Source organism: Paenibacillus albidus, assembly GCF_014644435.1.
Classification (GTDB): Bacteria; Bacillota; Bacilli; order Paenibacillales; family Paenibacillaceae; genus Paenibacillus_AQ; species Paenibacillus_AQ albidus.
The window spans coordinates 42,072-67,714 of record NZ_BMKR01000005.1; the positions used below are offsets into that span (position 1 = coordinate 42,072).

The 25,643-nt window shown below is 52.2% G+C and carries 28 protein-coding genes and 1 tRNA gene; 22 read left to right on the plus strand and 7 right to left on the minus strand.

Features of this window, described 5'->3' with window-relative positions; genetic code table 11:
- Positions 1 to 249: 249 nt before the first annotated feature.
- The 3 genes from IEY53_RS06755 to IEY53_RS06765 are packed head-to-tail and all read left to right on the plus strand — an operon-like array spanning position 250 to position 3,515.
- Complete coding sequence (locus IEY53_RS06755) at positions 250 to 1,650, plus strand: ammonium transporter (RefSeq protein WP_189023262.1); 1,401 nt, start codon at positions 250 to 252, stop codon at positions 1,648 to 1,650.
- A gap of 45 nt (positions 1,651 to 1,695) precedes the next feature.
- Positions 1,696 to 2,769, plus strand: a complete 1,074-nt coding sequence (locus IEY53_RS06760) for a DUF294 nucleotidyltransferase-like domain-containing protein (protein WP_189023739.1) — start codon at positions 1,696 to 1,698, stop codon at positions 2,767 to 2,769.
- Positions 2,766 to 3,515, plus strand: a complete 750-nt coding sequence (locus IEY53_RS06765; protein ID WP_189023264.1) for an exonuclease domain-containing protein — start codon at positions 2,766 to 2,768, stop codon at positions 3,513 to 3,515. The genes IEY53_RS06760 and IEY53_RS06765 overlap by 4 nt, the downstream gene beginning before the upstream one ends.
- Here IEY53_RS06765 and IEY53_RS06770 read toward each other — a convergent pair.
- Positions 3,497 to 3,973 (minus strand): M67 family metallopeptidase, encoded by a 477-nt coding sequence (locus tag IEY53_RS06770; RefSeq protein WP_189023266.1) that lies wholly within the window; start codon positions 3,971 to 3,973, stop codon positions 3,497 to 3,499. The two genes, IEY53_RS06765 and IEY53_RS06770, sit on opposite strands and share 19 nt — an antisense overlap.
- A 139-nt stretch (positions 3,974 to 4,112) precedes the next feature.
- Between IEY53_RS06770 and IEY53_RS06775 the strand changes: the two genes are divergently transcribed.
- Positions 4,113 to 4,673 (plus strand): TlpA family protein disulfide reductase, encoded by a 561-nt coding sequence (locus IEY53_RS06775; RefSeq protein WP_189023268.1) that lies wholly within the window; start codon positions 4,113 to 4,115, stop codon positions 4,671 to 4,673.
- A gap of 107 nt (positions 4,674 to 4,780) precedes the next feature.
- Here IEY53_RS06775 and cimA read toward each other — a convergent pair whose 3' ends face one another.
- On the minus strand, positions 4,781 to 6,400 hold the full coding sequence (gene cimA / locus IEY53_RS06780) for a citramalate synthase (RefSeq protein WP_189023270.1): 1,620 nt from the start codon (positions 6,398 to 6,400) through the stop codon (positions 4,781 to 4,783).
- A 223-nt stretch (positions 6,401 to 6,623) separates the two neighbouring features.
- Between cimA and IEY53_RS06785 the strand changes: the two genes are divergently transcribed.
- From IEY53_RS06785 to IEY53_RS06795, 3 genes are all read left to right on the plus strand, one after another.
- On the plus strand, positions 6,624 to 7,916 hold the full coding sequence (locus IEY53_RS06785; protein WP_189023272.1) for a DNA polymerase IV: 1,293 nt from the start codon (positions 6,624 to 6,626) through the stop codon (positions 7,914 to 7,916).
- 162 nt (positions 7,917 to 8,078) lie between these two features.
- Complete coding sequence (locus IEY53_RS06790) at positions 8,079 to 8,321, plus strand: ferredoxin (RefSeq protein ID WP_042126345.1); 243 nt, start codon at positions 8,079 to 8,081, stop codon at positions 8,319 to 8,321.
- A 135-nt stretch (positions 8,322 to 8,456) separates the two neighbouring features.
- Positions 8,457 to 9,917, plus strand: coding sequence for a L,D-transpeptidase family protein (locus IEY53_RS06795; RefSeq protein WP_189023274.1), 1,461 nt, complete (start codon positions 8,457 to 8,459; stop codon positions 9,915 to 9,917).
- On the opposite strand, the gene IEY53_RS06800 is transcribed toward IEY53_RS06795, so the two are convergent.
- Entirely contained in the window at positions 9,918 to 10,055 is a 138-nt protein-coding gene (locus IEY53_RS06800) for a hypothetical protein (protein ID WP_189023277.1), read from the minus strand.
- Positions 10,056 to 10,265: 210 nt separating this feature from the next.
- Here IEY53_RS06800 and IEY53_RS06805 point away from each other — a divergent pair, with 210 nt between their 5' ends.
- The 7 genes from IEY53_RS06805 to IEY53_RS06835 all read left to right on the plus strand — a co-directional run bounded on the left by IEY53_RS06805 (position 10,266) and on the right by IEY53_RS06835 (position 16,831).
- A complete protein-coding gene (locus tag IEY53_RS06805; RefSeq protein WP_189023279.1) occupies positions 10,266 to 11,357 on the plus strand; it encodes a quinone-dependent dihydroorotate dehydrogenase in 1,092 nt (363 codons plus the stop codon).
- 29 nt (positions 11,358 to 11,386) lie between these two features.
- Positions 11,387 to 12,199, plus strand: coding sequence for a GTP diphosphokinase (gene yjbM, locus IEY53_RS06810; protein ID WP_189023281.1), 813 nt, complete (start codon positions 11,387 to 11,389; stop codon positions 12,197 to 12,199).
- A complete protein-coding gene (locus IEY53_RS06815) occupies positions 12,189 to 12,635 on the plus strand; it encodes a DUF309 domain-containing protein (RefSeq protein ID WP_189023283.1) in 447 nt (148 codons plus the stop codon). Before yjbM ends, IEY53_RS06815 begins: the two co-directional genes overlap by 11 nt.
- Before the next feature lie 129 nt (positions 12,636 to 12,764).
- Positions 12,765 to 14,282 carry an RsmB/NOP family class I SAM-dependent RNA methyltransferase gene (locus IEY53_RS06820; protein ID WP_189023285.1) on the plus strand — a complete coding sequence of 506 codons (1,518 nt, stop codon included), beginning with the start codon at positions 12,765 to 12,767 and terminating at the stop codon, positions 14,280 to 14,282.
- A 3-nt stretch (positions 14,283 to 14,285) separates the two neighbouring features.
- On the plus strand, positions 14,286 to 15,035 hold the full coding sequence (locus IEY53_RS06825; RefSeq protein WP_189023287.1) for a pseudouridine synthase: 750 nt from the start codon (positions 14,286 to 14,288) through the stop codon (positions 15,033 to 15,035).
- 25 nt (positions 15,036 to 15,060) lie between these two features.
- Entirely contained in the window at positions 15,061 to 15,861 is an 801-nt protein-coding gene (locus IEY53_RS06830; protein WP_189023289.1) for a Cof-type HAD-IIB family hydrolase, read from the plus strand.
- A 469-nt stretch (positions 15,862 to 16,330) separates the two neighbouring features.
- Entirely contained in the window at positions 16,331 to 16,831 is a 501-nt protein-coding gene (locus tag IEY53_RS06835; protein ID WP_189023291.1) for a class I SAM-dependent methyltransferase, read from the plus strand.
- A gap of 81 nt (positions 16,832 to 16,912) precedes the next feature.
- On the opposite strand, the gene IEY53_RS06840 is transcribed toward IEY53_RS06835, so the two are convergent.
- A complete protein-coding gene (locus tag IEY53_RS06840; RefSeq protein ID WP_189023293.1) occupies positions 16,913 to 17,005 on the minus strand; it encodes a sporulation protein YjcZ in 93 nt (30 codons plus the stop codon).
- 114 nt (positions 17,006 to 17,119) lie between these two features.
- Complete coding sequence (locus IEY53_RS06845) at positions 17,120 to 18,517, minus strand: RsmB/NOP family class I SAM-dependent RNA methyltransferase (protein ID WP_189023295.1); 1,398 nt, start codon at positions 18,515 to 18,517, stop codon at positions 17,120 to 17,122.
- A 152-nt stretch (positions 18,518 to 18,669) separates the two neighbouring features.
- On the opposite strand from IEY53_RS06845, the gene IEY53_RS06850 reads away from it, so the two are divergent.
- Positions 18,670 to 19,806 carry a glycosyltransferase family 4 protein gene (locus tag IEY53_RS06850; protein ID WP_189023296.1) on the plus strand — a complete coding sequence of 379 codons (1,137 nt, stop codon included), beginning with the start codon at positions 18,670 to 18,672 and terminating at the stop codon, positions 19,804 to 19,806.
- Positions 19,807 to 19,848: 42 nt separating this feature from the next.
- Here the strand turns inward: IEY53_RS06850 and IEY53_RS06855 are convergent, their stop codons facing one another.
- On the minus strand, positions 19,849 to 20,961 hold the full coding sequence (locus tag IEY53_RS06855; RefSeq protein WP_189023297.1) for a YkvI family membrane protein: 1,113 nt from the start codon (positions 20,959 to 20,961) through the stop codon (positions 19,849 to 19,851).
- 188 nt (positions 20,962 to 21,149) lie between these two features.
- Between IEY53_RS06855 and IEY53_RS06860 the strand changes: the two genes are divergently transcribed.
- The 3 genes from IEY53_RS06860 (at position 21,150) to IEY53_RS06870 (ending at position 22,454) form a co-directional block, all read left to right on the plus strand.
- Complete coding sequence (locus IEY53_RS06860; RefSeq protein WP_189023298.1) at positions 21,150 to 21,722, plus strand: xanthine phosphoribosyltransferase; 573 nt, start codon at positions 21,150 to 21,152, stop codon at positions 21,720 to 21,722.
- 105 nt (positions 21,723 to 21,827) lie between these two features.
- On the plus strand, positions 21,828 to 22,145 hold the full coding sequence (locus IEY53_RS06865; protein WP_189023299.1) for a hypothetical protein: 318 nt from the start codon (positions 21,828 to 21,830) through the stop codon (positions 22,143 to 22,145).
- Positions 22,146 to 22,238: 93 nt separating this feature from the next.
- Positions 22,239 to 22,454, plus strand: a complete 216-nt coding sequence (locus IEY53_RS06870; RefSeq protein ID WP_189023300.1) for a hypothetical protein — start codon at positions 22,239 to 22,241, stop codon at positions 22,452 to 22,454.
- Positions 22,455 to 22,537: 83 nt separating this feature from the next.
- On the opposite strand, the gene IEY53_RS06875 is transcribed toward IEY53_RS06870, so the two are convergent.
- Positions 22,538 to 22,978 carry a YhjD family protein gene (locus IEY53_RS06875; protein WP_189023301.1) on the minus strand — a complete coding sequence of 147 codons (441 nt, stop codon included), beginning with the start codon at positions 22,976 to 22,978 and terminating at the stop codon, positions 22,538 to 22,540.
- A 181-nt stretch (positions 22,979 to 23,159) separates the two neighbouring features.
- Here IEY53_RS06875 and IEY53_RS06880 point away from each other — a divergent pair.
- From IEY53_RS06880 to IEY53_RS06895, 4 genes are all read left to right on the plus strand, one after another.
- Positions 23,160 to 23,243: transfer RNA gene (locus IEY53_RS06880), tRNA-Leu, on the plus strand.
- Between the two features lie 259 nt (positions 23,244 to 23,502).
- Complete coding sequence (locus IEY53_RS06885; protein WP_189023302.1) at positions 23,503 to 24,291, plus strand: SDR family oxidoreductase; 789 nt, start codon at positions 23,503 to 23,505, stop codon at positions 24,289 to 24,291.
- Positions 24,288 to 24,965 (plus strand): AlkZ-related protein, encoded by a 678-nt coding sequence (locus tag IEY53_RS06890; protein WP_189023303.1) that lies wholly within the window; start codon positions 24,288 to 24,290, stop codon positions 24,963 to 24,965. Before IEY53_RS06885 ends, IEY53_RS06890 begins: the two co-directional genes overlap by 4 nt.
- 324 nt (positions 24,966 to 25,289) lie before the next feature.
- Complete coding sequence (locus tag IEY53_RS06895) at positions 25,290 to 25,529, plus strand: hypothetical protein (protein ID WP_189023305.1); 240 nt, start codon at positions 25,290 to 25,292, stop codon at positions 25,527 to 25,529.
- Positions 25,530 to 25,643 lie beyond the last annotated feature (114 nt).

Here is a 25,643-nt window from a genome sequence, read left to right on the forward strand (position 1 = left end):
GCTGAATATTGGAAGATCATTATATTACATAATCAGCTCCATAAATAAGAAATGCCATGTGCTGAAGTGGCCGGAAACCCCAGTATATATAGGCTTTTTGAGAATGATCCCGGCAAATATAGACAGGATGCCTAAATAAATTAAAGCAAAGCGAAAATTACTCTTGTCAATTTACCTGACTTCTGATTATAATGACATTAAGAGTTTCACGCTTTGTTAGAAAATATAACACTGGGGAGTGGGGTTTCAATGAGAAAAAAATGGTTGATGATGTTGCTGGCCATGATTACACTGATGGTTTACCCGGTTAGCGCTTTTGCTGCTGACGGTCCAACAACTGTGGGGCTGCAAATCGGTATGGACACGGCGTTTACCTTTCTGGCCTTTATTCTGGTATTCTTTATGCAAGCGGGATTTGCCCTGCTGGAAGCGGGCTCTGTACGGATGAAGAATGCCGGTCACGTAGCCGGCAAGACCGTTTTGACTCTTGCGATTGCCAGCCTGTGCTTCTGGGCCTTCGGGTTTGGCTTAGGGTTCGGTAACGGCAATGGATTCTTCGGAACTACGGGCTTCTTCTACGGCGGTGACAGCACGGCTTCGCTGTTTGAATCACTCGCTTTCTCGGACGTTACGCTAAATGTTAAATTTCTGTTCCAAATGGCGTTTGCAGCAGTTTCCCTGGCCATCGTATCCGGCGGCATGGCGGAACGTGCAAAGCTGAGTGTATACATTATCTTCGGAATTTTGTTCTCCATTGTGATCTATCCGGTGGTTGCACACTGGGTGTGGGGCGGCGGCTGGCTGGCTGAGCTGGGCATGCAGGATTATGCCGGTTCCACGGTGGTCCATCTTACAGGTGCTACTGCAGCGGTGGTTGCAACGATTTTGCTCAAACCTCGTTTGGGGAAATTCAATAAAGAAGGCAAGCCGGTTATTATTCCGGGCCACAATCAAGTTTTTACCGTACTTGGTGTTCTCATTCTCTGGTTCGGCTGGTTCGGCTTCAACCCGGGCAGTGCCTTGTCCCCGATGGGCGGATTCTTCGGCTATGTAGCGCTTACGACTAATGTTGCTGCGGCAGCGGGCGGTCTGGCTGCATTGATTGCCTCCTGGCTGTATTTTGGCAAATCGGATATTCCTGCAATGCTGAATGGTGTGCTGGCTGCGTTGGTTGCGATCACAGGTGCCTGTGCATTCGTAGAACCATGGGCAGCGCTCATTATCGGTTTTGTGGCCGGAGCCTTTACGTTCATGACTTCCCAATGGCTTGAACGCGCCGGTCTGGACGATCCGATCTATGCCTTCTCTGTTCACGGTATTGCCGGAATCTGGGGTGCGGTTTCTACAGGATTGTTCGCAGCACCTAGACTTATTGAAGAAGGTGCATTGGTAGGTGGAGCGGGTTTGTTCTACGGGGGCGGCTTCCATCAGCTGGGAGTGCAGATTCTCGGTGTGGTTGGCACATTCATTTTCGTAGCGGTAATGTCTTTCATCATTCTGTATATTATGAAAATGGTTACCGGTCTTCGTGTGACGGAAGAGGAAGAGTTAATGGGTCTGGATATCAGTGAGCATGGAACTTATGGATACCCTGAACAAATGAAGCTGATCTCTGAATCTGAAAGCAAATCCAAGACCCTTAAGCATTAATCATTTATATCATTCACTTGCAGGGAGGCGGGCCGTGTGGATCGGATGGAGTCAAACGAATGGAATCATGAGAAAAGCTATACATCCATCGCAACGGCCGGTTCGCCGCAGGAGCTGAGGGCAAAGCGCAGCGACTGCCAGAATGTGCTTTTGGAACAGTTAAATGTGATTCCCATTGAGGAATGGATGCTCCGGGTCAATGCCATGCACGACCTGATTGCCCGGGCGGCGGTAGGAATAGTTGAGGCGCAGATGAAGGAGGCGGGCTACGGCCCGCCTCCCTGTGCCTATTCCTTTATCGTATTCGGCAGTGCGGGCAGGCAGGAAGCGACTCTCTGGAGCGATCAGGATAATGGTCTGATTGTGGAAGGGGAACCGGATGGGGAGAAGAAGCGGTATTTTGCGGCATTTGGCTCCATGCTGTCCGACTTGCTGGAAACAACAGGATATGAGAAATGCGAAGGCAGGGTTATGTGCTCTGAACCGATGTGGAATATGACGCTGCCGGAATGGAAGGCGCAGCTGGAGAGCTGGAAGAGCCAGCTGGAGTGGGAGCCCATCCGTTATCTTATCATTTCTTCGGACATGCGCCATGTAGCCGGGAATGCGCAGTTGTCCGGCGAGTGGAAGGAAGCTTTTTATGCCGGACTTTCCGGAAACGTTAAACTGCAAAATGCCATTCTGAGGAATACGGTTCGTCACAAGGCGACCCTGAATCTCCTGGGGCAGGTTCTTACAGAACGCTTTGGAGACCATGCCGGCGGCTTTGACATTAAGTACGGGGTATATATTCCGCTGGTGAACAGTGTGAGGCATTTGTCCCTGCTGTACGGCGTGAGGATGAACTCGACTTTGGGCAGGGTGAAAGAACTGCAGAGGCTGGGGGAGTACCCGTATTTGGGAGAGATTGGCCGGTCGTTCCTGACCGCTTTGCGAATGCGGGTCAATACTCCCTACCATATGCAGGATGGTCTATTGTCCAGCAGCGATTATATCGCGGAGAGTGAGCTCAAGAATAAGCAGGTTATGGCTGAGCTGAGGGAAAGTCTGCTTCTTGTCAGACGTATTCATAAAGCGCTGCAGCGCCAGCTCCGGTCAGCGGAAAGGAGGCAGTCATGAAGGAACCGAATAAAGGCGGCGGCTTCTGGAACAATCTGAGACAAGGCGGAATGCCGTCAGCCATCGCTTCCATCAGAGGCGGGGAATCGGCTCAGCAAACCGCGCAGCAAATGGCTTTTATTCGTTCCCTGATGCGTGAAAAACGGCGTCCCGAGGTGCTGCACACCCCGCTTTCGGAACTGGAGACGGTGATCTTTGATCTGGAGACGACAGGATTCTCTCACCAGCACGGGGATGAAATCATGTCGTTTGGTGCCATCCGGGTTGTAGGCGAAGACATCAAGGAAGAGGAGTGTTTCTATACGCTGGTCAACTGCCAGACAGCGATCCCCGAGAATATTACCGAGCTGACCGGAATAACCGGGGACATGACAAGATCGGCGCCTTCCTTGATGGATGGACTTCATGATTTCATGTCTTTTGTAGGCCATCGTGTGCTGGTAGCCCATGCCAGCTCCCATGATAAAGCATTTCTGAACGCGGCGCTGTGGAAGACCTCCAAAGTTCAGCTGACCCACCGGGTTCTGGATACGATGATGCTGGCCCGCTGGCTGGAGCCGCAGCGCAGCAACTACACCCTGGATGAACTGCTGGCCGTTCATGATATTCCCATCCACGGCCGCCATCATGCGCTGGAGGATGCCAAAATGACTGCAAAGCTTTGGGTCTCCTATCTGCGCGAGATTGCACACAAACGCCAGGTCCAGACTCTGGGGGATCTGTATGCTTATTTAAGCAGAGCGTAGACCGTTGCTTCTATGAGCCGCGGAGCACATTTATTGTTCTTGTCCGGCGAACGTTCAATATAATACCCTTTCAAGACCGGAGAGGACGTTTCTTTCGTTCCAGGGGAGCCGATCAGATAGATCCGGAAAGTATTGCCAAGGGCAGCGAGCCCCTGCAGATCCGCAGCCGAGGGAAGGGGCTGGGCATGTGGATGCGAATGGAACAGGCCGATCGGCGCCGGATCGGCATATAGGGCTCTGACCCAATCTTCCGGATGGGGCACAAAGGAATGCAGCGGGTCTGGCGCTACGTTGCGCATCGGAATGTATGCATCGATGCGCATGCCGCCCGCTGCGGCAGTACCCACCAGAACGCCGCATGCTTCATGCGGAAGGCAGGCCAGCAGGTGCCTCCCCAGTGCCTGCTGAGCGGAAAGCTTCAGCCCGATAGGCTGGAGATTTTCCGGGGTTGCTGTCATTTGTTCACCCCCTCTCTTCTTGGGTTTCGTCTCTGACGAAATCCTCTTTTTTTTGGTAAAGAAACAAGGATGGTTTGAAACTGAAGCGAATGGGGGTACAATAGGGAAAACTACTCCATTCGCAAAGGAACCGATTGCCATGAGTTCTGTAAAAATACGCAATTTAGCCGTCCTGTTCCTGATTGTCCTGCTGGCTGGCGTTGTGCTCTGGCAGCAGCTGAAGCCGGAGGGAACGGCAGTATGGGGGCAGCAGGCCACGCCTGTCTCGGCTGGACCTGGAGCAGGCAAACCTGCGCCTGCCTTTACGCTAGCCGGAAATGACAACAATAACTATACAGTTGACGGTCCCCGGGATAAGGCGGTTATTCTTAACTTCTGGGCATCCTGGTGCGACCCCTGCCGGCAGGAAGCGCCTGAGCTGAACCGGATGGCAGACAAATACAAGGATGTGCTCGATGTATACGGCATTAACGTGACGAGCGAGGACTATAAACCGAATGCCGAACGTTTTATTAAGAAATATAAGCTGACTTTTCCCGTGATGTTCGACCTCAAAGGAGAGGTGTTCGCCAAATATAACGGCGCGGTGTTCCCGACTAACGTATTTATTGACAAAAACGGTGTGATTACCGAGATCATTCTGGGTGTTCTAAGTCCGGAAGACCTGGAAAAGAAAATTATCTCGCTTACCGGCTCCTAGGTCAACCCGGATGTCCGGCATAACACAGCAAAGCCCTCAATTCAGAACAATGAGCTGTCTGAATGAGGGCTTTAAGCTGTGCTGCTGTGCCTGCAGATTCTGGGGAATCAATGATTCACGAGACCTTTGGGCCCATTATGGTCGACGGTTTCGTTCGCAAGCGAGATCTGCCCGAGCAATGCATACCGCATACTGTCGACGAGCGCTTCCCAGCTGGCCTCAATAACGTTGCTGGAGACGCCTACCGTATTCCAGGTGTCTTTATAATCCTTGGATTCAATCAGCACTCTGACCTTGGCGGCCGTCTGATCCTGCTCGTCAAGCACACGAACCTTGTAGTCGGAGAGGTGCATTTCCTTGAGTTTCGGGAAACGCGTCAGCAGAGCCTTCCGCAGCGCATTGTCGAGGGCGTTGACCGGTCCGTTGCCCTCAGCTGCCGTATACAGACTCTCGCCGCCGATCTTCAATTTTACAAAAGCCTCGGAAACTACGGGCTGTCCGGCGTTTTTCTCCACCAGCATCTTGAACGATTCGAAGGTAAACAAATTATTCATCTCACCGGTGGCTTCACGAAGCAAGAGCTCGAGTGAGGCGTCGGCCCCTTCGAACTGATACCCCTGATGCTCAAGGTCCTTGATGCGGTCGATAACTTTCTTCGCCTGTTCGCTGCTCGGGTCCAGACTCAGGCCCATATCCTGGGCTTTGGACAACACGTTGCTCTGACCTGCCAGCTCGGAGACAAGCACACGCTGTTTGTTTCCGACAAGCTCCGGGGCAATATGCTCATACGTGCGTGAGTCGCGCAGGATGGCCGAGACGTGAATGCCGCCTTTATGGGCAAAAGCAGCCGCCCCGACATAAGGCTGGTTGACCGGCATATTGACATTGGCAACTTCGCTGATGAAACGGGCCGTATTCGTAAGCTGCGGCAAAGAATCCCCCGGGATGCAAGGCATTCCCATCTTCAGCTGCAGGGTGGGGATGATGGAACACAGGTTGGCATTGCCGCACCGCTCTCCGTATCCGTTAATCGTACCCTGCACCTGACGGGCTCCTGCCCGGACGGCACTGAGCGCATTGGCGACAGCCAGTTCACAGTCATTGTGGGTATGAATGCCGAGTGAAGCCTCGGGAAGCTTCAGAGACAATGCACCGACAATCTCCTGGATTTCATGCGGCAGGGTGCCTCCGTTCGTATCACACATTACCAGCCAGTCCGCTCCGGCCTCTTTGGCTTTTGCCATTACTGCTACTGCATATTCGGGGTTGTGCTTGTAGCCGTCAAAGAAATGCTCAGCATCAAAGATAACCTCCAGTCCTTTCTGTTTCAAAAAAGAGATGGAGTCGCCAATCATGGCAAGATTCTCCTCCAGAGTGGTCTGGAGTGCGGTGTGCACGTGGAAATCCCAGGATTTACCGACCAGTGTGGCTGCCGGAACACCCGCGTCAATCATACGTTTCAGGTTGTCGTCATGTTCAGCCAGGGAATTTTTGCGTCTGGTGCTGCCGAACGCAGTGATGGTCGCATTCAGATGCAGCTCTTTCACTCTTTTGAAAAATTCAATGTCCTTGTTGTTGCTTCCCGGGATGCCACCTTCAATATAGTGCACACCCAGATCATCGAGTTTCTTGGCAATCTTCAGCTTGTCGTCCGCCGACAGACTGATACCTTCGCCTTGGGTGCCGTCGCGCAGTGTTGTATCGAAGATGGAGATGGACTTAGACATGAGAGTCCTCCTAAAAGTTTTGTGAGCTTCGTCTTCCGGAATCGTTTCGTGCTAAACTCGCCTCGGAAGCGTAGACAAGAAATTAATTTTTATATTATAGCATTTTTACGCGGGAATGTAACAAAGAACTTTACAGGGCGGCGTCACCCGGTTGACCTCCGGTGGGCGGAAGGGGTATTCTATACCTGACAATAGCAACCCTGAAGATAAGAAGGTAGATATTGTGCAGAACGTCGATCAATATTATCCGGCAAGCGGAAGGGTTATTCTGCATGTGGATATGAATGCTTTTTATTGCTCCGTTCATGAGGCGGAGGACCCTGAGCAATACAAAGGCAAGGCTACAGCGGTTGCCGGAAGTGTAGAGCTGCGGAAAGGGATTATTGTAACCTGTTCCTATGCGGCACGCAGGCTGGGAATCTCTACAGGTATGCAGGTGCAGAAAGCGCTGAGGATTTGTCCCTCTTTAATGGTTATTAAGCCGAACTTTCATCTATACCGTAAATATTCGAATGCATTTATGCAGATTGCCTATAGTTATACCCCGCTGCTGGAAGCCGTGTCGATAGATGAATGTTATCTGGACATTACCGGCTCGCGCCAGTTCGGTTCCCCTCTGGAAATTGCCGAAGCTATCCAGCGGCGTATTATGGAGGAATTGGGGCTGCCCTGCTCCATTGGCATCGCCCCCAACAAGCTGCTGGCGAAGATGGCTTCGGATCTGAAGAAACCCCGCGGCATCTCGGTGCTGCGTCTGCGCGATGTTCCGGAGATCCTCTGGAGCAAGCCGTGCAACGAGATGTTTGGCATTGGCGGCAAGACTGCAGAGAAGCTGCGAAGATTGGGGATTTACAGCATTGGCCAGCTGGCCGCCGCGGATGAAGCGATGCTGGTGGAGCATTTCGGAGTTATGGGCTCCTGGCTGAAGCGCGCCGGCAACGGCATTGATCACGGGATTGTGAATCCAGAGCGGGAACAGAGCAAGTCCATTGGCCATACTACCACTTTGCCGAGGGACGTAGTCGGGCTGGCAGAAGCAAAGCCGATTCTGCTGAATCTGAGCGATCAGGTCGCCAGACGGCTGCGTCGGCAAGAACTGGTGGCTTCGGGTGTCCAGCTTACCATCCGCACGCCCGATATGAAGACTATTACCCGCTCGCGCCAGCTGGAGGCGCCTACCGAAAGCGCAGAGGATATCTATAAGGCCGTCTGCGGCTTGTACCAGCGGCATTGGAACGCTAGTAAGCCGGTGCGGCTGCTTGGTGTTACACTGCAGGGATTGACGGCCAAAGAGGAGTCTGCGATCCAGCTTGACCTGTTCGATTATGAGCGCCAGCCTAAAAAGGAGTCGCTGAACAAAACGATGGATATGCTGCGCAACAAATTCGGAGAGAACGCGGTGCTGACGGCTGGGATGCTCAGCGATACGCATTCGGCGCGGATTCGCAATCACAAGGAGCGGGGGACTTCTTTGCAAAAGGATAATCTCACGCACATGGGGCCGGATGAGGCGTGAAATGATGTTATCCGCACGCAGTTGTTGGGCCCCGCAAGTTGAGGCAGAAATGCAAACGTCTTGAAAATCGATTGAAATTGTATTCTTTTTATATTAATATGAGAAAAATAAGACGCTGTAATTACAGCGCTCGTATTTGTTTAACGGGAGGAAGAGAAAACTATGGCTAAGTACACTTGGGTCGAGAAAGATACTTGCATTGCATGCGGTGCATGCGGCGCGACGGCCCCTGATATTTTTGATTACGATGACGAAGGTCTGGCCGAGGTCATTTATGAGAATGACGGCAACCACGGTGTGACCGCCATTCCTGACGATTTGTTCGACGATTTGCAGGATTCCTGCGACGGATGTCCGACAGACTCCATTAAGATTGCGGACGAGCCTTTTAATAAAGAAGGCTAATTGCCTTTAACGGGTACCGTTTTACACACAATAGAGACATCCTCCGCCGGTAGCAATATTCGGCCAAGGATGTCTTTTTTTGCAGTTCCGGCCGATAGTAATAATGAAGGATATTCTTAACAGGCGGAGGTCCCGATGAAAAATTCGCAGCATCTCAAAGCATATGTACAGATGCATCCGGATAATAAGATGGCATGGTACTTGCTTGGTAAGGAATACTATAAGAACGGCCAGCATGGCAAAGCCAACTATTGCTTCAATCAGGCAGGCGAAGTTTACGAGGCCTTTGAGCACAGCAAGGTGCCTGCAGACATGCTGCGTGAGTACGAGCAGGGTCTACTGCAGGCAGGCCGCGAGCGTGACCGGCGCAGGCAGAGAACCCGCCGTGTTCTGATGGTGCTGGCCCTGCTGCTGCTGTTGCTGCTGCCATCAGCGGTGGCTCCGGGCTTAAGTCCGGCAGGAGAACCTCAGAGCGGAATCGAGGAGGCCGCCGCACCCGAGCCGGCCAAGGATCAGCCTGCGGATCAGGTACTGCTGCCGCAGGCGACTCAAGTACCGCAGGCGGCAAGGACCGGATTTACCGCCGGAGAGAGCGGGAATGCGGCAACATCGGGCAAAGTCATGTCTTCCCTGCTTCGGAATAATGAGGCGGCTTCCCTGACAGCTGTACTTGGGATGAAGCGTTCCGGTAAATGGCTGCTGTGGAAAGAGAAGCTGCCGCTGGTCGCCACAGTGGAGAAGACGGGGGACGGGCGGGTAGAATATCAGTCCTATGAAGCTGCTGTCTGTGCCTGTACGCCCCCGGACCCCGGTGAGCTTATCCGGCAGGCTGCGCAGTGGCAAGCGGAGCAGGAGGACCTGGCGGCGCTCTTGAGCGCTATTGGAAGCTACAGGCAGGCTAAAGGCAAACTTCCGGCCTCGCTGAAGGAGCTGGCCGCCCCTTTTCCGGGTAACTGGCTTGGAGGGACTACCCCGGTGATGGAACGGAAGTTCGCACCTCTCGTCAAAGTCGCTTCCGGAGCCGGACAGTCTGCATCTGTCTCTCCATCTCCTGCTGCGGGCAGACCTGCCGTTACGCCGGGCAGCGAAGCGGGCGGCAATGTTCCATCTGCGGCAGCGGACGGGAGCGGCTTGCAGGACGTGCCTTTTTTTGAGGGACCGCTTAAAGTGATTGTAGACAAACAAAAACACCGCCTGGCCGTAGTCAGCGGTTCTGTAATGCTGCGGAATTATGAGGTGGGTTTAGGTGGTGACAAGACCCCGGAAGGCCAATTTGAGATCTCGGATAAGGTTGTTAATCCAAACGGCCACGACAACGGGGAATTCGGCAGCCGGGGGATGCAGCTTTCAGAGAGCAATTATGCTATTCACGGCACGAATGAGCCTGGCAGTATCGGTAAGGATGAATCGCTGGGGTGTATCCGGATGAACCGGGAGGATGTGGAGGAATTGTTTGCGCTGATCCCAATGGGAACTAAAGTGCAAATCGGTAAAGGGGTTCTGCCTGAACAGCTGCTGCTGCCAGAGGAACGTTATACTGCTGGCGCATCCCATAATCAGACCAACCCCCGCAAAGTATACAACTGGCTGAATTAATTAATTCCCTGCAACTATAAAAAGAACGACAATAAGAAGGATCAGCAGAACGAGACTGACGCCAATCCACATAATCGCTTTGCGGTTGACTTCTTCTTTCTTCTGCTGCAGTGTAGGGGGCTTCCGTTTCGTTGACATATCAGTCCTACCTTCTTTCCTTAATCGTTGATTACCCTTACATTGTAATGGGTTTAGCGCAAAATTACTATACCATGCGTTCCGGGGGAGAGGGACAATCGGGGCAAAAAACTTTTCTTTTCTCCCGGAAAAGGCTAAAATCAAGAAGAAACCCATAGACACGGGGAGACATAAGTTCCAGCAGACAACCCCCTTGAAGGAGCGAGAATGGTGCTGTATCGTAATTTTGGCAAACCTATTTTTTTTAAAATCGACCCCGAGAAGGCACATCATCTCGTGATAGGCGGTTTGGATAAATCTTCATCGGTTCCCGGAGGCAGCGCGGCGCTGCGGTTGATGTACGGTGTGCCGGAAACGGCAGATCTGGCGGTGGACCTGTTCGGCCAGCATTTTCCGACCCCGGTGGGACTGGCGGCCGGCCTGGATAAAAATGCGGCGGCGGTGACCGGCTTCTCGTCGATCGGCTTCGGATTCATGGAGGTTGGCACGGTTACGCCCAAAGGGCAACCCGGCAACGACAGCCCGAGGTTATTCCGTCTTCTGCCGGATGAGGCGCTGATTAACCGGATGGGCTTCAATAATGAGGGAGCGGCGGCAATGGCAGAGCGCCTCAAGGCCCTGAAGAAACGCCGGATTCCCATTGCAGTGAACATTGGACGGAACAAGGTTACCCCCAATGAAGCAGCGCATGAGGACTACCGCGAGTGTATCCGTACGCTTTATCCGTACGGTGATTTTTTTGTGGTAAATATCAGCTCGCCGAATACACCGGATCTGCGCAGCCTGCAGCATGGCAGTGAATTGTCTTTTCTGCTTGCAGAGGTGAAGGAAGAGATGGAAATCCAACGTAAATTAAGCGGTGTAACCAAAAGCCTGCTGGTCAAGATTGCCCCCGATGTCAGCGACACCGAGCTTGAATATATGGTACATACGCTGACAGACACCGGGATGGATGGTATTATTGCTACCAATACTACGGTAAGCCGCGAAGGGCTTAAAAGCGAAAAGGCGGGAGAAACCGGAGGGCTTAGCGGAAAGCCGCTGCGTGACCGCTCTACGGAAATTATCCGTATGATTTACCGCCAGACGGGCGGGAAGCTGCCGATTATCGGCTCGGGCGGAATTTTTACCGCACAGGATGCTTATGACAAAATCCGGGCAGGTGCAAGCCTGGTCGAAATTTATACGGCTCTTATCTACGAAGGACCGGAAGTTAACCGCAGAGTGCATAGCGGTCTTCGTCAGCTGCTGCGGAAGGACGGGTTCCGGCATATCTCTGAAGCGGTAGGAGCAGATCACTGAAGAGGCGAGAGGACAGGAGGATGAAGGCGATGGACGGCAGGGACTGGGGTACTTTTTTGCTTCCATATGAACAAACTGTGGAGGAATTGAAGGTTAAATTCAAAACAATGCGCTCGGAGCTCAAGAAACGGGAAGAATACACGCCGATCGAATTCGTGACCGGGCGTGTGAAACGGCTCTCCAGCATTCTGGAAAAGGCCCAGCGGCTTAATGTGGATATGAAGGACCTGGAGACAGGGATTGAGGATATCGCCGGGATTCGCATTATGTGCCAATTCGTGGAGGATATCCGCCGCGTGGCTGAATATATCCGGGCCCGCAAGGACCTGGAGGTGCTGTACGAAAAAGATTATATTACCAATTATAAAGAGAGCGGCTACCGCAGCTTTCATATGATTATCAAATACCCGGTACAGACGGCGCTTGGGCAAAAGATTGTTCTGGCGGAGATTCAGATCCGTACGCTCGCCATGAATTTCTGGGCGACGATTGAGCATTCCCTGAACTACAAATACCGCGAGAGCCTGCCGGATGAGATGCGTGTGCGGCTCAAAACGGCAGCGGAAGCGGCCTCTATCCTGGACAGCGAGATGTCCAGTATCCGCGAGGAGATTCTGGAGGCGCAAAAGACGTTTGAGGAAAATTCCAACATGACGACCCAATTGCTGAAGGCCATCCACCAATTGTATTTCTATCATTTGGTCAACGAGGCGATAGAAAGCCAGGAACGTTTCAATGAGATCTGGCAGAGCCAGGACATGGAAGCCATGAAGGAATTGCTCGATCATGTAAGAGGACTCCTGTCCGTTGCGAAGAAGGGCAGCCTGCCGGATGGCCTATGAACCTCTGTACCTGGCCTACCTGGTGTATTTCAACCGGGACAGGGACTATTTTGAATGCCATGAAGTGCTAGAGGAGCTGTGGCTGGCTAAAGGGCGTGACCCGCTGTACAAGGGGCTGCTTCAGGTAGCCGTCGGCTTATACCATTTCCGCAACCGGAATGTTCGGGGCGGGCTGTTGATGCTGAGCGGAGCGGCTGCCAAATTGCAGGATTATCCTGAGGATGCGCTCGGCATTGATCTTGGCAAGCTGATCCATGAAGTCAAGGCGTATGTGGAGCAGCTGACTACTTACCGGGAGCGGCCTTTTCCATATTACGATCTGACCATTGAAATTATCGATCCCCAATTGGCCGGTGAAGTAGAAAGTCAGGCTTCCGTTATTGTACCCAATCATCCTCAGCGCCGCGGTCCGCAGAGACCGTCATCCAGGCATTAGAGGATATCCTATAGAGCACTACACTAAAGGGACACCCGCCGGGTGTTCCCTTAGTTAAATATAAGGCTGTATGCATAGGTGAACGTTCTGAATCGATCCTATGGGCATAACAAGCAGGAGGAAGGCAACATGGCGGTACAACTGCCCGGCACTTTTATGCAACGGATGAAAGAGCTGCTGGGGTCGGAAGAAGAATATCAAAAGTTTGCAGATTCATATCTGGATGCACCTTATGGCGGGCTTCGGATTAATACCTTGAAAATACCGGTAGACTCTTTGCTTGCGTTGTCTCCTTTTAAGCTTGAGCCCATTCCCTGGTGCCCTACAGGCTTTTATACACAAGAAGGGGTAAAACCCGGCAAACATCCTTATTACCACGCCGGCCTGTATTATATTCAGGAGCCCAGTGCGATGGCGCCGGTTGAACTGCTGGATGTGTTGCCGGGAGAACGGGTACTGGATCTCTGCGCCGCCCCCGGCGGCAAATCCACTCAGATTGCCGCCAAGCTGCAAGGACAAGGGCTGCTCGTCAGCAATGACCTCCACCCTGAACGGACAAAGGCGCTGGCCAAAAATCTGGAACTCTACGGTGTGCGCAACGGGATTGTGCTGAATGAGAATCCAGACCGGATTGCGGCGGCATTCCCCGGATTTTTTGATAAAATCCTGATTGACGCACCTTGTTCGGGCGAAGGAATGTTCCGCAAGGATGAGGATATGGTGAAGCAGTGGGACCCCGGCACCCCGGCCAAATATGCCGCCATGCAGCATGAAATCCTGCAATCGGCAGCTGCAGCTCTGGCCCCCGGAGGAACGATTGTCTATTCGACCTGCACCTTTGCGATAGAAGAAAATGAGGGCAGTATTGGCGAATTTCTCTCGGCCCATCCCCAGTTTGAGCTGATTCCGGTAGGCGGGAGAGGTTCGTTCTCCCCCGGATTCGGTGAAATGGCAGGAGCGGCCCGCCTCTGGCCGCATCGGGTGAAGGGCGAAGGCCACTTCATGGCTGTGCTGCGTCACGATGGAAGCGGACGCCCGGAAGTGGAAGCGGAATCGCCGCTGCTCGCTGCGGCCCGGCGGGAGAAGGCTCCAAAGGGCAAAGCTGCCAGAGCAGCCGGCAGAGGTGAGGAAGCAAAAGGCAAAGGTGGACGGGCTTCAGGTAAATCCGGGCGCTCCGCAGTGGCAGGCCACAGCCCCCTCGGGGAAGAAACAGTGCTGGCCGTATATGCCGACTTTATTACTGAGCAGCTGGGCATGCAGCCGCCAGGGCATCCAGTGCTGTTCGGTGATCACCTGTATATCTCCCCGCTTCCGAAGGAAAAGCTGAATGGTCTGAAGACGGTTCGGCCCGGCTGGTATGTGGGACAGGTCCGTAACGGAAGGTTTATCCCCGGGCATCCGCTTGCCACTGCGCTTAACCCGGCGGAGAGTGTACGAAGCCTCTCGTTATCCAGCCTGAACGGTGAAGCGGTATCCTATCTCAAAGGAGAGACGCTGGCCATTCCCCGGGAACGGTTGTCCGTGAAGGATGGCAGCGGTCTAAAAGGTTATGTGCTTGTCTGTATAGACGGCTATAGCGCAGGCTGGGGCAAGTGGCAGGACGGTATGCTGAAGAATGAATACCCTGCAGGCTGGAGGTGGACCTGAGGCATGAGCGCAGCAGATAAGGGAGCCAAGAAACAAAGACTGGATAAAGTGTTGTCCCATATGGGGGCGGGTTCGCGCAGTGATATCCGCAAGCAGGCGAAACAGGGACTTATTACGGTGAACGGGGTTCCAGTGAAGGACAGCGGTATGCATGTAGATCCTTATCAGGACCAAATTGAGGTCGGTGGCGAGGTTTTTATATACCGTGAATATATTTACCTTATGATGAATAAGCCGCCAGGTGTTCTCTCCGCCACAGAAGACAAGCGGGACCGGACGGTGGTGGACCTGCTGAAGCATGAATATGCTGTTTTTGAGCCATTTCCTGTGGGCAGGCTGGATAAGGATACGGTAGGGTTGCTGCTGCTCACCAATGATGGCAAGCTGGCGCATGAGCTGTTGTCCCCGCGCAAGCATGTGCCGAAGACCTATGAGGCTACAGTTGAGGGAGAGGTCGATGCTGACGATGTGGCTGCTTTTGCCGCTGGAGTAGAGCTGGATGACGGATATCTCACACAACCGGCACGGTTAACGATCCTTGGCAGAGAGCGTGGCAGCAAAGTTATTTCGTTTATTTCGCTGACCATCACCGAAGGGAAGTTCCATCAGGTGAAGCGTATGTTCCAGGCGGTCGGCAAAAAGGTGACTTTTCTGAAACGTGTATCCATGGGAGAACTGAAGCTGGATGAAAGTCTGACTCCTGGAGCGTACCGGGAATTGACCGCACAAGAACTGGGTTTGCTGCAGAGATAAAAAAAGAAAGTCAGGATGGTGGAGCATGAACTATAAGTTGATTGCAATCGATGTGGACGGGACGCTGCTCAGTGATGATCATCATTTAAGCACCGAGAATAAAGAAGCGGTCGCCGAAGTTACGCGCCAGGGAGGACTGATTGTGCTCTGCACGGGCCGCAGTCCGCAGAACTCGCTGCCTTTTATGGAAGAGATGGGCTTGAAGGGATATTTGATCGGCCATAACGGAGCTTCGACAGTCCGGGTGGAGGACCGGGAGGTACTGCATCAGTTCAGCATGGACGGGCGCGGACTCGATCCTTATATCGAATATTGCCGGGAGCACAATATCCACTTTGACGTCAATACTGCTTTTGGAATGTATGTAGACAATGTGGAGAATCTGACCAAGGAAGCCCATCACATGTATGAGTATTTTCGTATTATTCCGGCTTCACTGCCTGCATGGGAGGATTTCCGCGAACCGATTGTGAAGTTCACGGTATTTACGCAAGCGGAGATTCTGAGTGAGGCATTGCGGGAGTGGAGTACATGGACCCAGCAGTATAACATTGTGCGAAGTGGAGAGTTTTTCGCCGACTTTATGCATCAGGATGCTTCCAAAGGCAATGCGCTGAAGAATTTGGCAGCCCGCCTGCAGATTGATCAGAAACAAGTGATGGCCATAGGCAATTATTACAATGATATTTCGATGCTTACATACGCAGGTCTGGGCATTGCGATGGATAACTCTCCGCTGGATGTAAAGGCGGCAGCCGATGCCATCACCGGAACAAACAATCAGTTCGGGGTCAGGGATGCGCTGGTGAAGTATTGCTTAACTTAATAACAGCATTATAACCACTTGTTACAGGATCAGCCTTTAAAAGGCGGGAATAGATGGCGCATTCGAAAGCTACCTCCCGGGAGGCACGCTGTAAGCCTAGGGCGGAGATCGCTAGAGTGCACTTTATACATCAGGATGGGCAAAAGTAGGCTTGTTTTAGGATTTCAGTGTATTTGGTGCAGCAGGAACCGCAGCATTAGCCGAAAAGTGCCTTATGGCTGTCCTTTGAATGTACAAAATACATCATTGTAGAGTTTGAGCCTCGTTTAAACCATTCTGATGTACGATATACATTAGAACAGATCGAAGGCTGGTGACGAACGCTAATCCATATCAAACAGCCTTCAGGCATCCCTCATTTTTAAAAGTATAAAGCATAAAACGCACCGGCAAGGTTGCTTTATGCTTTTTTGCTGTTTGTCATGGGGAGATCGAATGAAGGTATCAATTATTTTCAGGGGGAATTGGAATGGGGCTTATGGAAGCATTGATCGCTCAAGCAAAGAATCCACGGGGCTGGGTGGGTAAAATGATGATCGGTATCATGAATAAAGCGCACACTGCAATAGTGAATTGGGCTTTTTCCCACATCCAGATGATGAAGCTGGCTCCCGTTCTGGATATCGGCTGTGGTGGGGGACAAACTCTGCAGCTGCTCGCCTCGCGAATGCCGGATACTGATATCTATGGACTGGATTATTCGCAGCAGGCGGTAGATACATCTATACACAAGAACAAAGAGGTGGTCGCGGCAGGCAGAATGAACCTTCCAAACGACATCAAGGAAATATACAGGGTGCTGGATCATGGCGGAACACTGATTGTGGTCTCGGAAATTTATAAAATAAACTATCATATGACAACTCATACAACAAACGAAGAGATGGAGCTGCTGTACCGCCAGGCAGGGTTTCAATCCGTCCAGATACACGAGAATACCAAATGGCGGTGTTACATAGGCGTTAAATAACAGGAAAAAGCGGCCGTGGCGCCCTTTAAAAAGCGCCACAGCCGCTTTGTGCACAAACATGACTTGTTATAATGATTGGAATTAGACGAACAACGAACGGGAAATGATAACGAGCAAAATGAAAAGTACCAGGATCGCACTGGTCGATGTGAAACCTCCGTGAACTGCACCCATGTCTGATTCCTCCCTTGGCTCATGTCTGGTTCCCACTGCCGCGACTTTTCAGCCGCAGCACTTTGGGATAATGACATCATATGCCCGGGGAGGATTCTGGAAACGGACAGCTGCCTAAGGAGTATCAATACGGGCTTTCATCATCCGTAGTCCCTTCGGAAGATGGTTCTTCAGCTGGCCGGAGCTGGCTTTGCCCCAACTGACCGGCAAGCCGTCTACGGTTACCAGTGTCCAGCCGTGCAGATCCGCAGGCACAGGCAGACTCTCTCCGCGCAGCCAGGCCTCGATTTCAGGGCCTTCTCCCGTCATATCATAGCTGCGCACCGCTTGTCCGGATTGAAGCGCCATGGCCAGAGCATGGGCCGGTTCGATCCGGTTCTTCTTCATATGGGCGATATGCAGGCCCGCACGCGGCACACGCAGACCCTCCAGCAGACCCGTATGCAGCTTGCCGTCAAAAGCCTCCGGCAGCAGATACAGGGATTCGCCGAACAGAATCGGCACACCATGGCCTTGGAATCCCGGCAACTCGTCTACTGCCCAGGCTTCAAATTGCTGAAAGGCTCCGCGTGCAGCGGCATATGTTCTGGCGCTGTTGTTGTCCCGGCTTTTGCCGGCACGCCGCTTCCCGCCCGATTCTGTCCCGCTTGCCGGCTGTTTATGCAGAAGCGCGACAAAATGCCCCTCGCCTTTCTCCAAATGCGGCCACAGCCGCTTCTGCGCCACAAGCTCCAGATCGGGATAACTTGCGGTCAAGCGGGCGATGGTATCTTCATTCTCCATACGGTTAAAGGTGCATGTCGAATAGGCCAGATGTCCCCCGGGCTTCAGCATGAGATAAGCATCCTGCAGAATGTCCCATTGCCTGGCCGCGCACATCTCCACATGATCCGGAGACCATTCGCGGGTGGCATCCGGGTCCTTGCGGAACATACCTTCCCCCGAGCAGGGAGCGTCCACCATAATCCGGTCGAAGCTCTGCGGGAACCGCTTGGACAACTCTTGAGGGGTTGCACAGGTTACAAGAGCATTGGTAATCCCGAGACGTTCGACATTCTCGGCCAGTATTTTTGCCCGTTCGGGGTGGATTTCATTTGTAACCAGCAATCCCTGTCCCTGCATCAAAGCGGCGATATGCGTTGTCTTGCCGCCTGGAGCAGCGGCGAGATCGAGCACCGTCTCACCCGGAAGGGGGGCCAGCAGCCCGGCTGCGGACATTGCCGACGGCTCCTGAATATAATATAATCCGGCGGCGTGATAAGGATGTCGTCCCGGACGTGCCGGCTCTTCATAATAGAACCCGTCGGAACACCACGGAACGGGCTTCAGGTTAAACAGAACCTCTGAGTGTTCAGCGGCTCTGCGGCCTGCACCGGCAAAGCTTTTTAGACGATTAAAACGCAAGCCCTGGGTTCGCTTGTCATTATAGCTTTCCAGAAAAGCGTCCGCCTCTTGCCCCAGCATTTCTCTCATGCTCGTGGTGTAAGCGGCAGGCAGCCGTTCTTCCTTCATAATTCATTCTCCTTTTTGTTGGTTGCTGTTTGAGGGGGATACCGATAAAATCAGAGTAGGTGACTTATCGTATTCAAATGTACATATAGACCACTATATCATAATTGCCGGTTCTCACCGTAGTCTGGGCAAACGAAAAGGGGATGTACCATATGAATTTGCTGCAAGCGCTCTTCTTCCCGCCGGAACAGCCCGGTGGGGTCTCTTCCATGATTCCGTATCTCCAGGAGCGGTTTCGCTCCAGCCGCTGGGAGATGGATTTATTCTGGCTGCCCAAGCGGATCCGCAACAAAGGGCGTGAAGAAATAGAATTTGAGACCTTTGATTGGACCGTGTACGGGGAAAGTCCGGTCGTGCAAAAATATATCCAGACTTACCGTGATTATTTGTGGTGGACGAAGCTGCGGATGAGTAAAAGTTATGATCTGATCCATGCGCATCATCCGATTGCCGGTTTGGCGATGAAAAAAGTGTTTCCGGATGTTCCATTGATTCAATCGCTGCATTCAAGCTATGAACGTGAATTGATTCTGAATGGAGTTATTGCCGAAGGCGGTCTGGAGCACCGTTTCCTGGTCTCCCTCTACCGCGAGCTGGAGCAGGTCAGTGACCGGCTGATGACGGTGTCGCGCTCTTTTGCCGAATATATGTCCGCCTATACAGCAAATCCTGAGCGAATTGGAGTGATTCCGAACGGTTTCGATGAGAAAAGATTTAAGCCGGTCCCGCATGACAACGGCGTTCCGCAGCTTGTTACCGTAACCCGCCTGGTTCCGGCCAAAGGGCTGGATACGTTGTTTAAAGCCTGCGCCGAGCTGAAGTCCCGCGGGTACGAATATGTGCTGCATATTATCGGGGATGGTCCTTCAAGGGCGGAACTTGAGAATTTGGCCCAAGCTCTGGGAATATACAATGAAACGATCTTTTACGGCTACACTTTGCATCCGGAAGAATTTATGCCCTTTTTTGATATCTTCGTACTTCCTTCACGGGCAGAAGCATTCGGATCGGTTTTTGCAGAGGCTGCGTTAAGCTGTCTGGCCCTGGTTGGCACGAATGTGGGCGGTATACCGGAACAGATCGAAGACGGTGTGAACGGCCTGCTGGTGAAGCCGGATGACGAGGTGGCGCTGGCCGACGCGTTGGAGAAGGTTATCTCTGATCCCGCTTACCGCTATGAGCTCTCACGTTCGGCATGGGACAAAGCGAAAAGCCTGTATTCGCTCACCCGCGTCGCCAATGAGCTGAAAAAAACGTATCTGCAGGTTCAACAAGAAGCCAAAAGCTGACCGGGTTCCTTTCCCCTAATTCCTCATAAACCGGCAATCCCGTCACTTTCGGGTTGCCGGTTTTATATGCAGCCAGGAACCTTCTTTGGAGGGCGGATCGGCAGGGGGCGGAGTGCCGGCTGGAGGTTTAATAGGGGCACGGAGCAGCTTGACGACCCAGACCAGTGCCAACCCTCCGAAGATCGGATAGAACAAGGAGAGCAGGGAACTGAAGCCGAACTGGCTTAACAGATAGCAGACGAGCATCAGAAGGGGTGTAATCAGGGAAGGGGCCAGCGGCAACCGCTGCTGCAGCTGCATGGCAACGCCGTAAATATCGGCGACAAATGTGCTGAAGATCTCCAGAAAGATCAGCAACAAGTAAATGGTCTGCACCACGGTTCCGAGCCGGAAGGCGATGCTGCCCATTGGAATTTCAAATTGGAGGATTCCCGGCATCTGTGAGCTCATGGAAAAATGGGCAGCCAGCAGCATGAAGCCAATACCGAGTCCGCCGAGAATGCCTCCCCGCAGCAGAGCCTTTTCTTCCCGGGTATGCCGGGCCATTGGCACCAGGACAGCCTGGGCCATCCCCAGATTAAAAGCAGTGTACAGCAGAGGGGACAGCCAGGCCCTGAAAGGGCTATGATCGGTGGAAAGGAACAGGAAACGTTCTGCACCCGGAACCTGCAGGGTATTGAAGATGATGATCAGCGAGAGGCTTAGCATCAAAGGGACCACGATGCTGTTCATTTGCAGGATGCCGGAGATTCCTCGTTTCAAAAGGAAGTAGGAGCCTACCATGGTGAGCAGCAGTCCAGTTTGATAATGAAGTCCAAGATGCTCCTGGAAGATGGCGCCTGCCCCGGCCAGCATGATGCTGTTGACGCCGATCAGGATGAACATGGTGAACAAGCTGATCAGGCCTCCTGTTTTTGCTCCGAACAGGTGACGGTTAAAATCCTCATATGATTCCGCCTCGATCCTCCGGGCGATAATCATCATTTTGGTCCCCAGCCAAATGAACAGGATGGTGGAGAGCAGGATGGTCAACACCGCCCAGCTGCCGTATTGAGTGAAAAATTGCAGGATTTCTTGTCCGGTGGCGAATCCGGCTCCTACAATGGTGCCGATATAAGTAAATGCAATTTGCAATGTGCGGATATGGGTCTTCATGGCGCTCCTCCTTCAGGTTTTGCTAATGCAGACGAGCGCTCTTTGGCAGGGTTAAGCAGGATTGCCTTGTGCACTCTGTATAGTACAGGTTATGATGATGAGCAGAAGGACATGACTTCCGCGGGGAAGCGCTGGATATTTAATACAGTGGAAGGTCTGCAATTATAAAGGTACTGGAGGTTCAAAATATGGAAGTGTTGAAACAACGGATTTTGCAGGAAGGGGTCGTCGTTTCGGATCAAGTTCTGAAGCTGGATGCTCTTCTCAATCATCAGGTAGATCCGGAACTGACGATGGAAATGGGACGGGAATTTGCCGGGAGATTCGTGGAGGCTGGAATTACGCGGGTCGTGACTGTGGAATCCTCGGGCATTGCCGTGGCATTTGCCACCGCCCTGGTCATGAATGTGCCTCTGGTCTTTGCCCGCCGCAAAAAAACGCTGCTTGCTGATCCTGATGCGTTATGTGAGCGGGTGCCATCTTTTACCAAAGGGATTGTTACCGACATTATGCTGTCCCGCCAGTTCATCTCCCCGGATGATAAAATCCTCTTTATTGACGATATTATTGCCAACGGGGATGCCGCCCGGGGTCTCATCAAAATTATTCAGCGTTCCGGTGCGGAACTGGTGGGTCTGGGTGTAGTGGTGGAGAAGAGCTTTCAGGCAGGGGCACGTACGATCCGGGAGCAGGGCATTCGTCTGGAGTCGCTGGTGCGGATTAGGTCTCTTAGTGAAGGAACTATAGTGTTTGACGAATAGAAGAGGCTGTTCCGAAGATCACAAGCCTATTTTTAAAACAACGGCTTTTCACCCTCTGAGTTTTCCTTTATAATAAAAGTTAGACATAGGAGAGGAGGCGTCACAATGGGGAAAGAACCGGTGACAGAGCAATTTCTTATTGATAAACTAACCGAGGCCAAGGATCACTTCGAGCGTGCGCTGGATTGCAAACATACGGAGTTCGACGATCTGTATCCCTATATGATTGAACATCCTCAGTTTTTTTGGTACAAACGCTATGTAGCCTGGTCGGAGCTTCTGACAATCAAGGGCTTGTGTGAAGAATTGTCCTTCCCTTGGAGGGAGAAATTCACCACGAATCAAGTGGAGTATCTGGAAGAACGTGTGATGTCCGCTAAAGTTCTCGATTTCTGGTTTGAGAAGAATGAAGCGCTAATATAGGAGCCGCGGAAGCAACAAGCTTGCAGGCAGCATAGATAAAGGATAAGGCCCAGATGATTATCATTTGGGTCTTTGTCGTGAGGGGGAAGAAACATGATTAGCGACGAACAGCTGGATGCTTACCGGATCTCCGGGGAGAGAATACGCGTAGTGCGTGATAATCTGGAAAGCAATGATGTAAAAGGAATTGTGCTGGCTTGGGACGATAAGCAGGTTATGGTACGCCGCCCCAATAAGAGAGTCGTTAAGCTGGACCGCAATTATATCTATCAGCCTTTCAGTGAACCTAGACAAGCTCCTGTTGAATAGATAATACACGCATGAATAACAGCGCCCTCCCAAGAAATTGGGAGGGCGCTGTTATTCTATCAAGGTGGTGCTGGAAAGCTGTCTTAAATGGACAAGGCCAGCTGCTCCGCATGTTCTTCCCGGTTCAGGATGGACAACTCTGTAGCCAATCCAAGGTAGGCACGCATCCGTACCATCATTTCTCTGCGGAACACGGGCCACAAGATGCTCATCTCACCGTTATATCCTCTGCACATATATTGTGCTTCAACGCCGCGCTGATCCTGGCGTACGGTAGTAATCTTCAAATCATGGGAAGCAAGCTCCCGCTTCACCTCCTGCAGCATTATGGAGGTCTTCTTGGCACCGCTGGATACAAGCTCCATGTAGAGCTGGGGGGTCTTGAAGAGGCCGCTCTTGCCAATTACGCGGCAATCGCGTTCGAATACTTTATGGATATATGTGAGCAGCAGGTAGCTTCTGACAAGGGACAGTTCATCTGGGGTAACGCCTTCAGTATGTGACTTTAGCTTAGTAGTCGCCATTATAAATCACCTCATTTATAGTATGCGAACATTTGTTCTCATTATACCTCTTATCGGCTAATAAAAGCAATAATTATACAGAAATTTATGGATAGAAATGAATAATAAATAATTATTGACGTTCGATTCTCAGCATGGTATGATCTATCTTGTGTTCGCTTAGATGTGATCACTACAATATGCGGTCGTGGCGGAATTGGCAGACGCGCACGGTTCAGGTCCGTGTGGTAGCAATACCGTGGAGGTTCGAGTCCTCTCGACCGCATCCTGTTTCACCCGAAAGACCCGTGAATTGCTCCTGGAGCGATTTACGGGTCTTTTTATTGTACCAATTTCCAAAAACTATGTTTGCAAAATCTCAAGGGAAATCCAGAGAACCTCCTGTGAAAGGTTTACGGAGCGTTATCCTGGGGTTATCGTCAAAGGACTAGGCAAGACTGAACAAGATCGGACGATTTGTTTTTCACGGGATGATTTTATATAGTAAAAGACACAGCCCGATATGAACCACAGGAGGACGGAACATGAACTATCAGGGGAAAGTGAGTATCGTCACCGGCGGTGCCAATGGAATCGGCCGCTGCATTACCGAAGAGTTCCTGAAAGCAGGTGCGGCAGTAGCCTGTATTGATATGGACCCGGATGCCGGCAGGATGCTGGTGGAACGTTACGGGGAGGAGCGGTTGTTCTTCTATGAAGGGGGCATTGCCAGGAAATCCGTTATTTCGGAGTTTACCGCAGAGGTTATCCGCAGATTTGGACGAGTGGACTACTTGATTAATAATGCCTGTATCAGCAAAAAAGGGCTGCTTTCAGAGTGCAGCTATGAGGATTTTGAATATGTCCAGCGGATCGGGGTCACGGCGCCATATTATCTGACCCTGCTGCTCAAGGACTTTCTGGCACCCGGTGCCTCAATCGTGAATATTGCTTCCAGCCGGGCGTCGATGTCGCAAGCCGACACGGAGAGCTACACCGCTGCCAAAGGAGGCATCAGCGCGCTTACCCACGGTCTCAGCGTCAGCTTGGCCGGGAAAGCGCGTGTTAATTCCATCAGCCCGGGCTGGATAGATACCGCTGCTTACCATGGCAACGGGGAAGTTGAAGCTGTGCATTCCGGGCCGGACCGGTTGCAGCATCCGGCAGGGCGCGTGGGAACGCCACCCGATATTGCATCAATGGTTCTGTTTCTGTGCAGCGATGCATCCGGATTCATAACCGGGGAGAATATCACCATCGATGGCGGGATGAGCAAGCTGATGATTTATCATGAGGATGGCGGCTGGACGTATGCGCCGGGAGGACAGCCATGAAGCTGCCTAAGATTACGGATGCAGAGCAGCTGGCTGATTTGGTCCGGGAGATTGGCTTCCTGCCGCTGTTCCGCTGTGAGATCGAAGGGTTCTCCCTGCAAGAGTGCACGCCTGCCAACCGCTGGTTTGCAAAGGATATGGAAGGTCCATGGGAGTGGCGGGAGGTTCTTGCGGCAGATGGGGAAATTGCGTACGCCAAGCTTTTTCACAAAAAAGCGGGGTTTATCAGCCGGGAATGGTATCCCGACTTCGCCAATTACCGCAGGGACGGATATGATTTTGATGCCCGGTATGATGACGGTCTGGCGACCATGCAGAGCAAACGGATTATCGATATACTTGACGAACACGGGGAGGGGCTGCTCTCCACCGATCTCAAACGGCTGGCCGGATTCGGCAAAGACGGGGCCTCCGGATTCGATACCGCAATGACGAATTTACAGATGCAGACGTATATTACGGCCAAAAATTTTCAATATAAGCAGGATAAACACGGCCGGCCGTATGGCTGGGGCATCGGCTGCTACGCGCTCAGCGAGAATGTCTTTGGCGCGGAATGGGTGACTTCACGTTATTCTGTCAAACCCAAGGAATCCAGGGAGCTGATTGTCAACCGCGTTGCCGAATTATTTCCCGGTGCTGCGGTGAAGCAAATCGAGAAAGTGATTAAATAAAGAGCCAAGGTTTGACTAAAGTGCGGGAAGAGCGGATCTGTTATTACTTGTACGAGGCCAGCGGCAGGAACATTCCGGAGCTTTTGCGGTAAGACATCCGGTGCGGGTAATGCGGGGAACTTTCCGAGTCGTATTTAGACAGCTACACCTGATCGAAATGATCGAGCAGCAGGGTTGCAGCATCCAATTGTAAAATAGCAAAAGACTCACCAGGCTCTCTTCGGGTGTACATAACGGCGTGGGCAGTATGGCCGGCTGCCGCTCCAGTGTATTTAGTACAGTCAAATCGCACCGGGAGTAGCTGAAAGGCTATTCTGATGTATTTTGTACATCGCAAACTTCGCAAACATCGAAATCCAGGCATGTTCCGCCTTTCCTGATGTACAAAATGCAGCTAAACCGAAAAAAAGCCCGGTTTATCCAAGTTCTGATGCACAAAATGCAGCCAAATGGCAAAAAAGCGCGGTTGGCAAACGTTCTAATGTACGAAATGTAGTTCAACCAAAGACTTATCTCACACCAGGCTGTCATCAAGCAACGGGGATGGCGGGGGTGTGTACGTAACCATGAGGTTCGAGGGATGGGGGTGTGCGTACGTAACCATGAGGTTTGGGGGATGGGGGGTATCGGAACGTAACCATGAGGGTCGAGCGATGGCGGGTGTGCGTACGTTTGCCA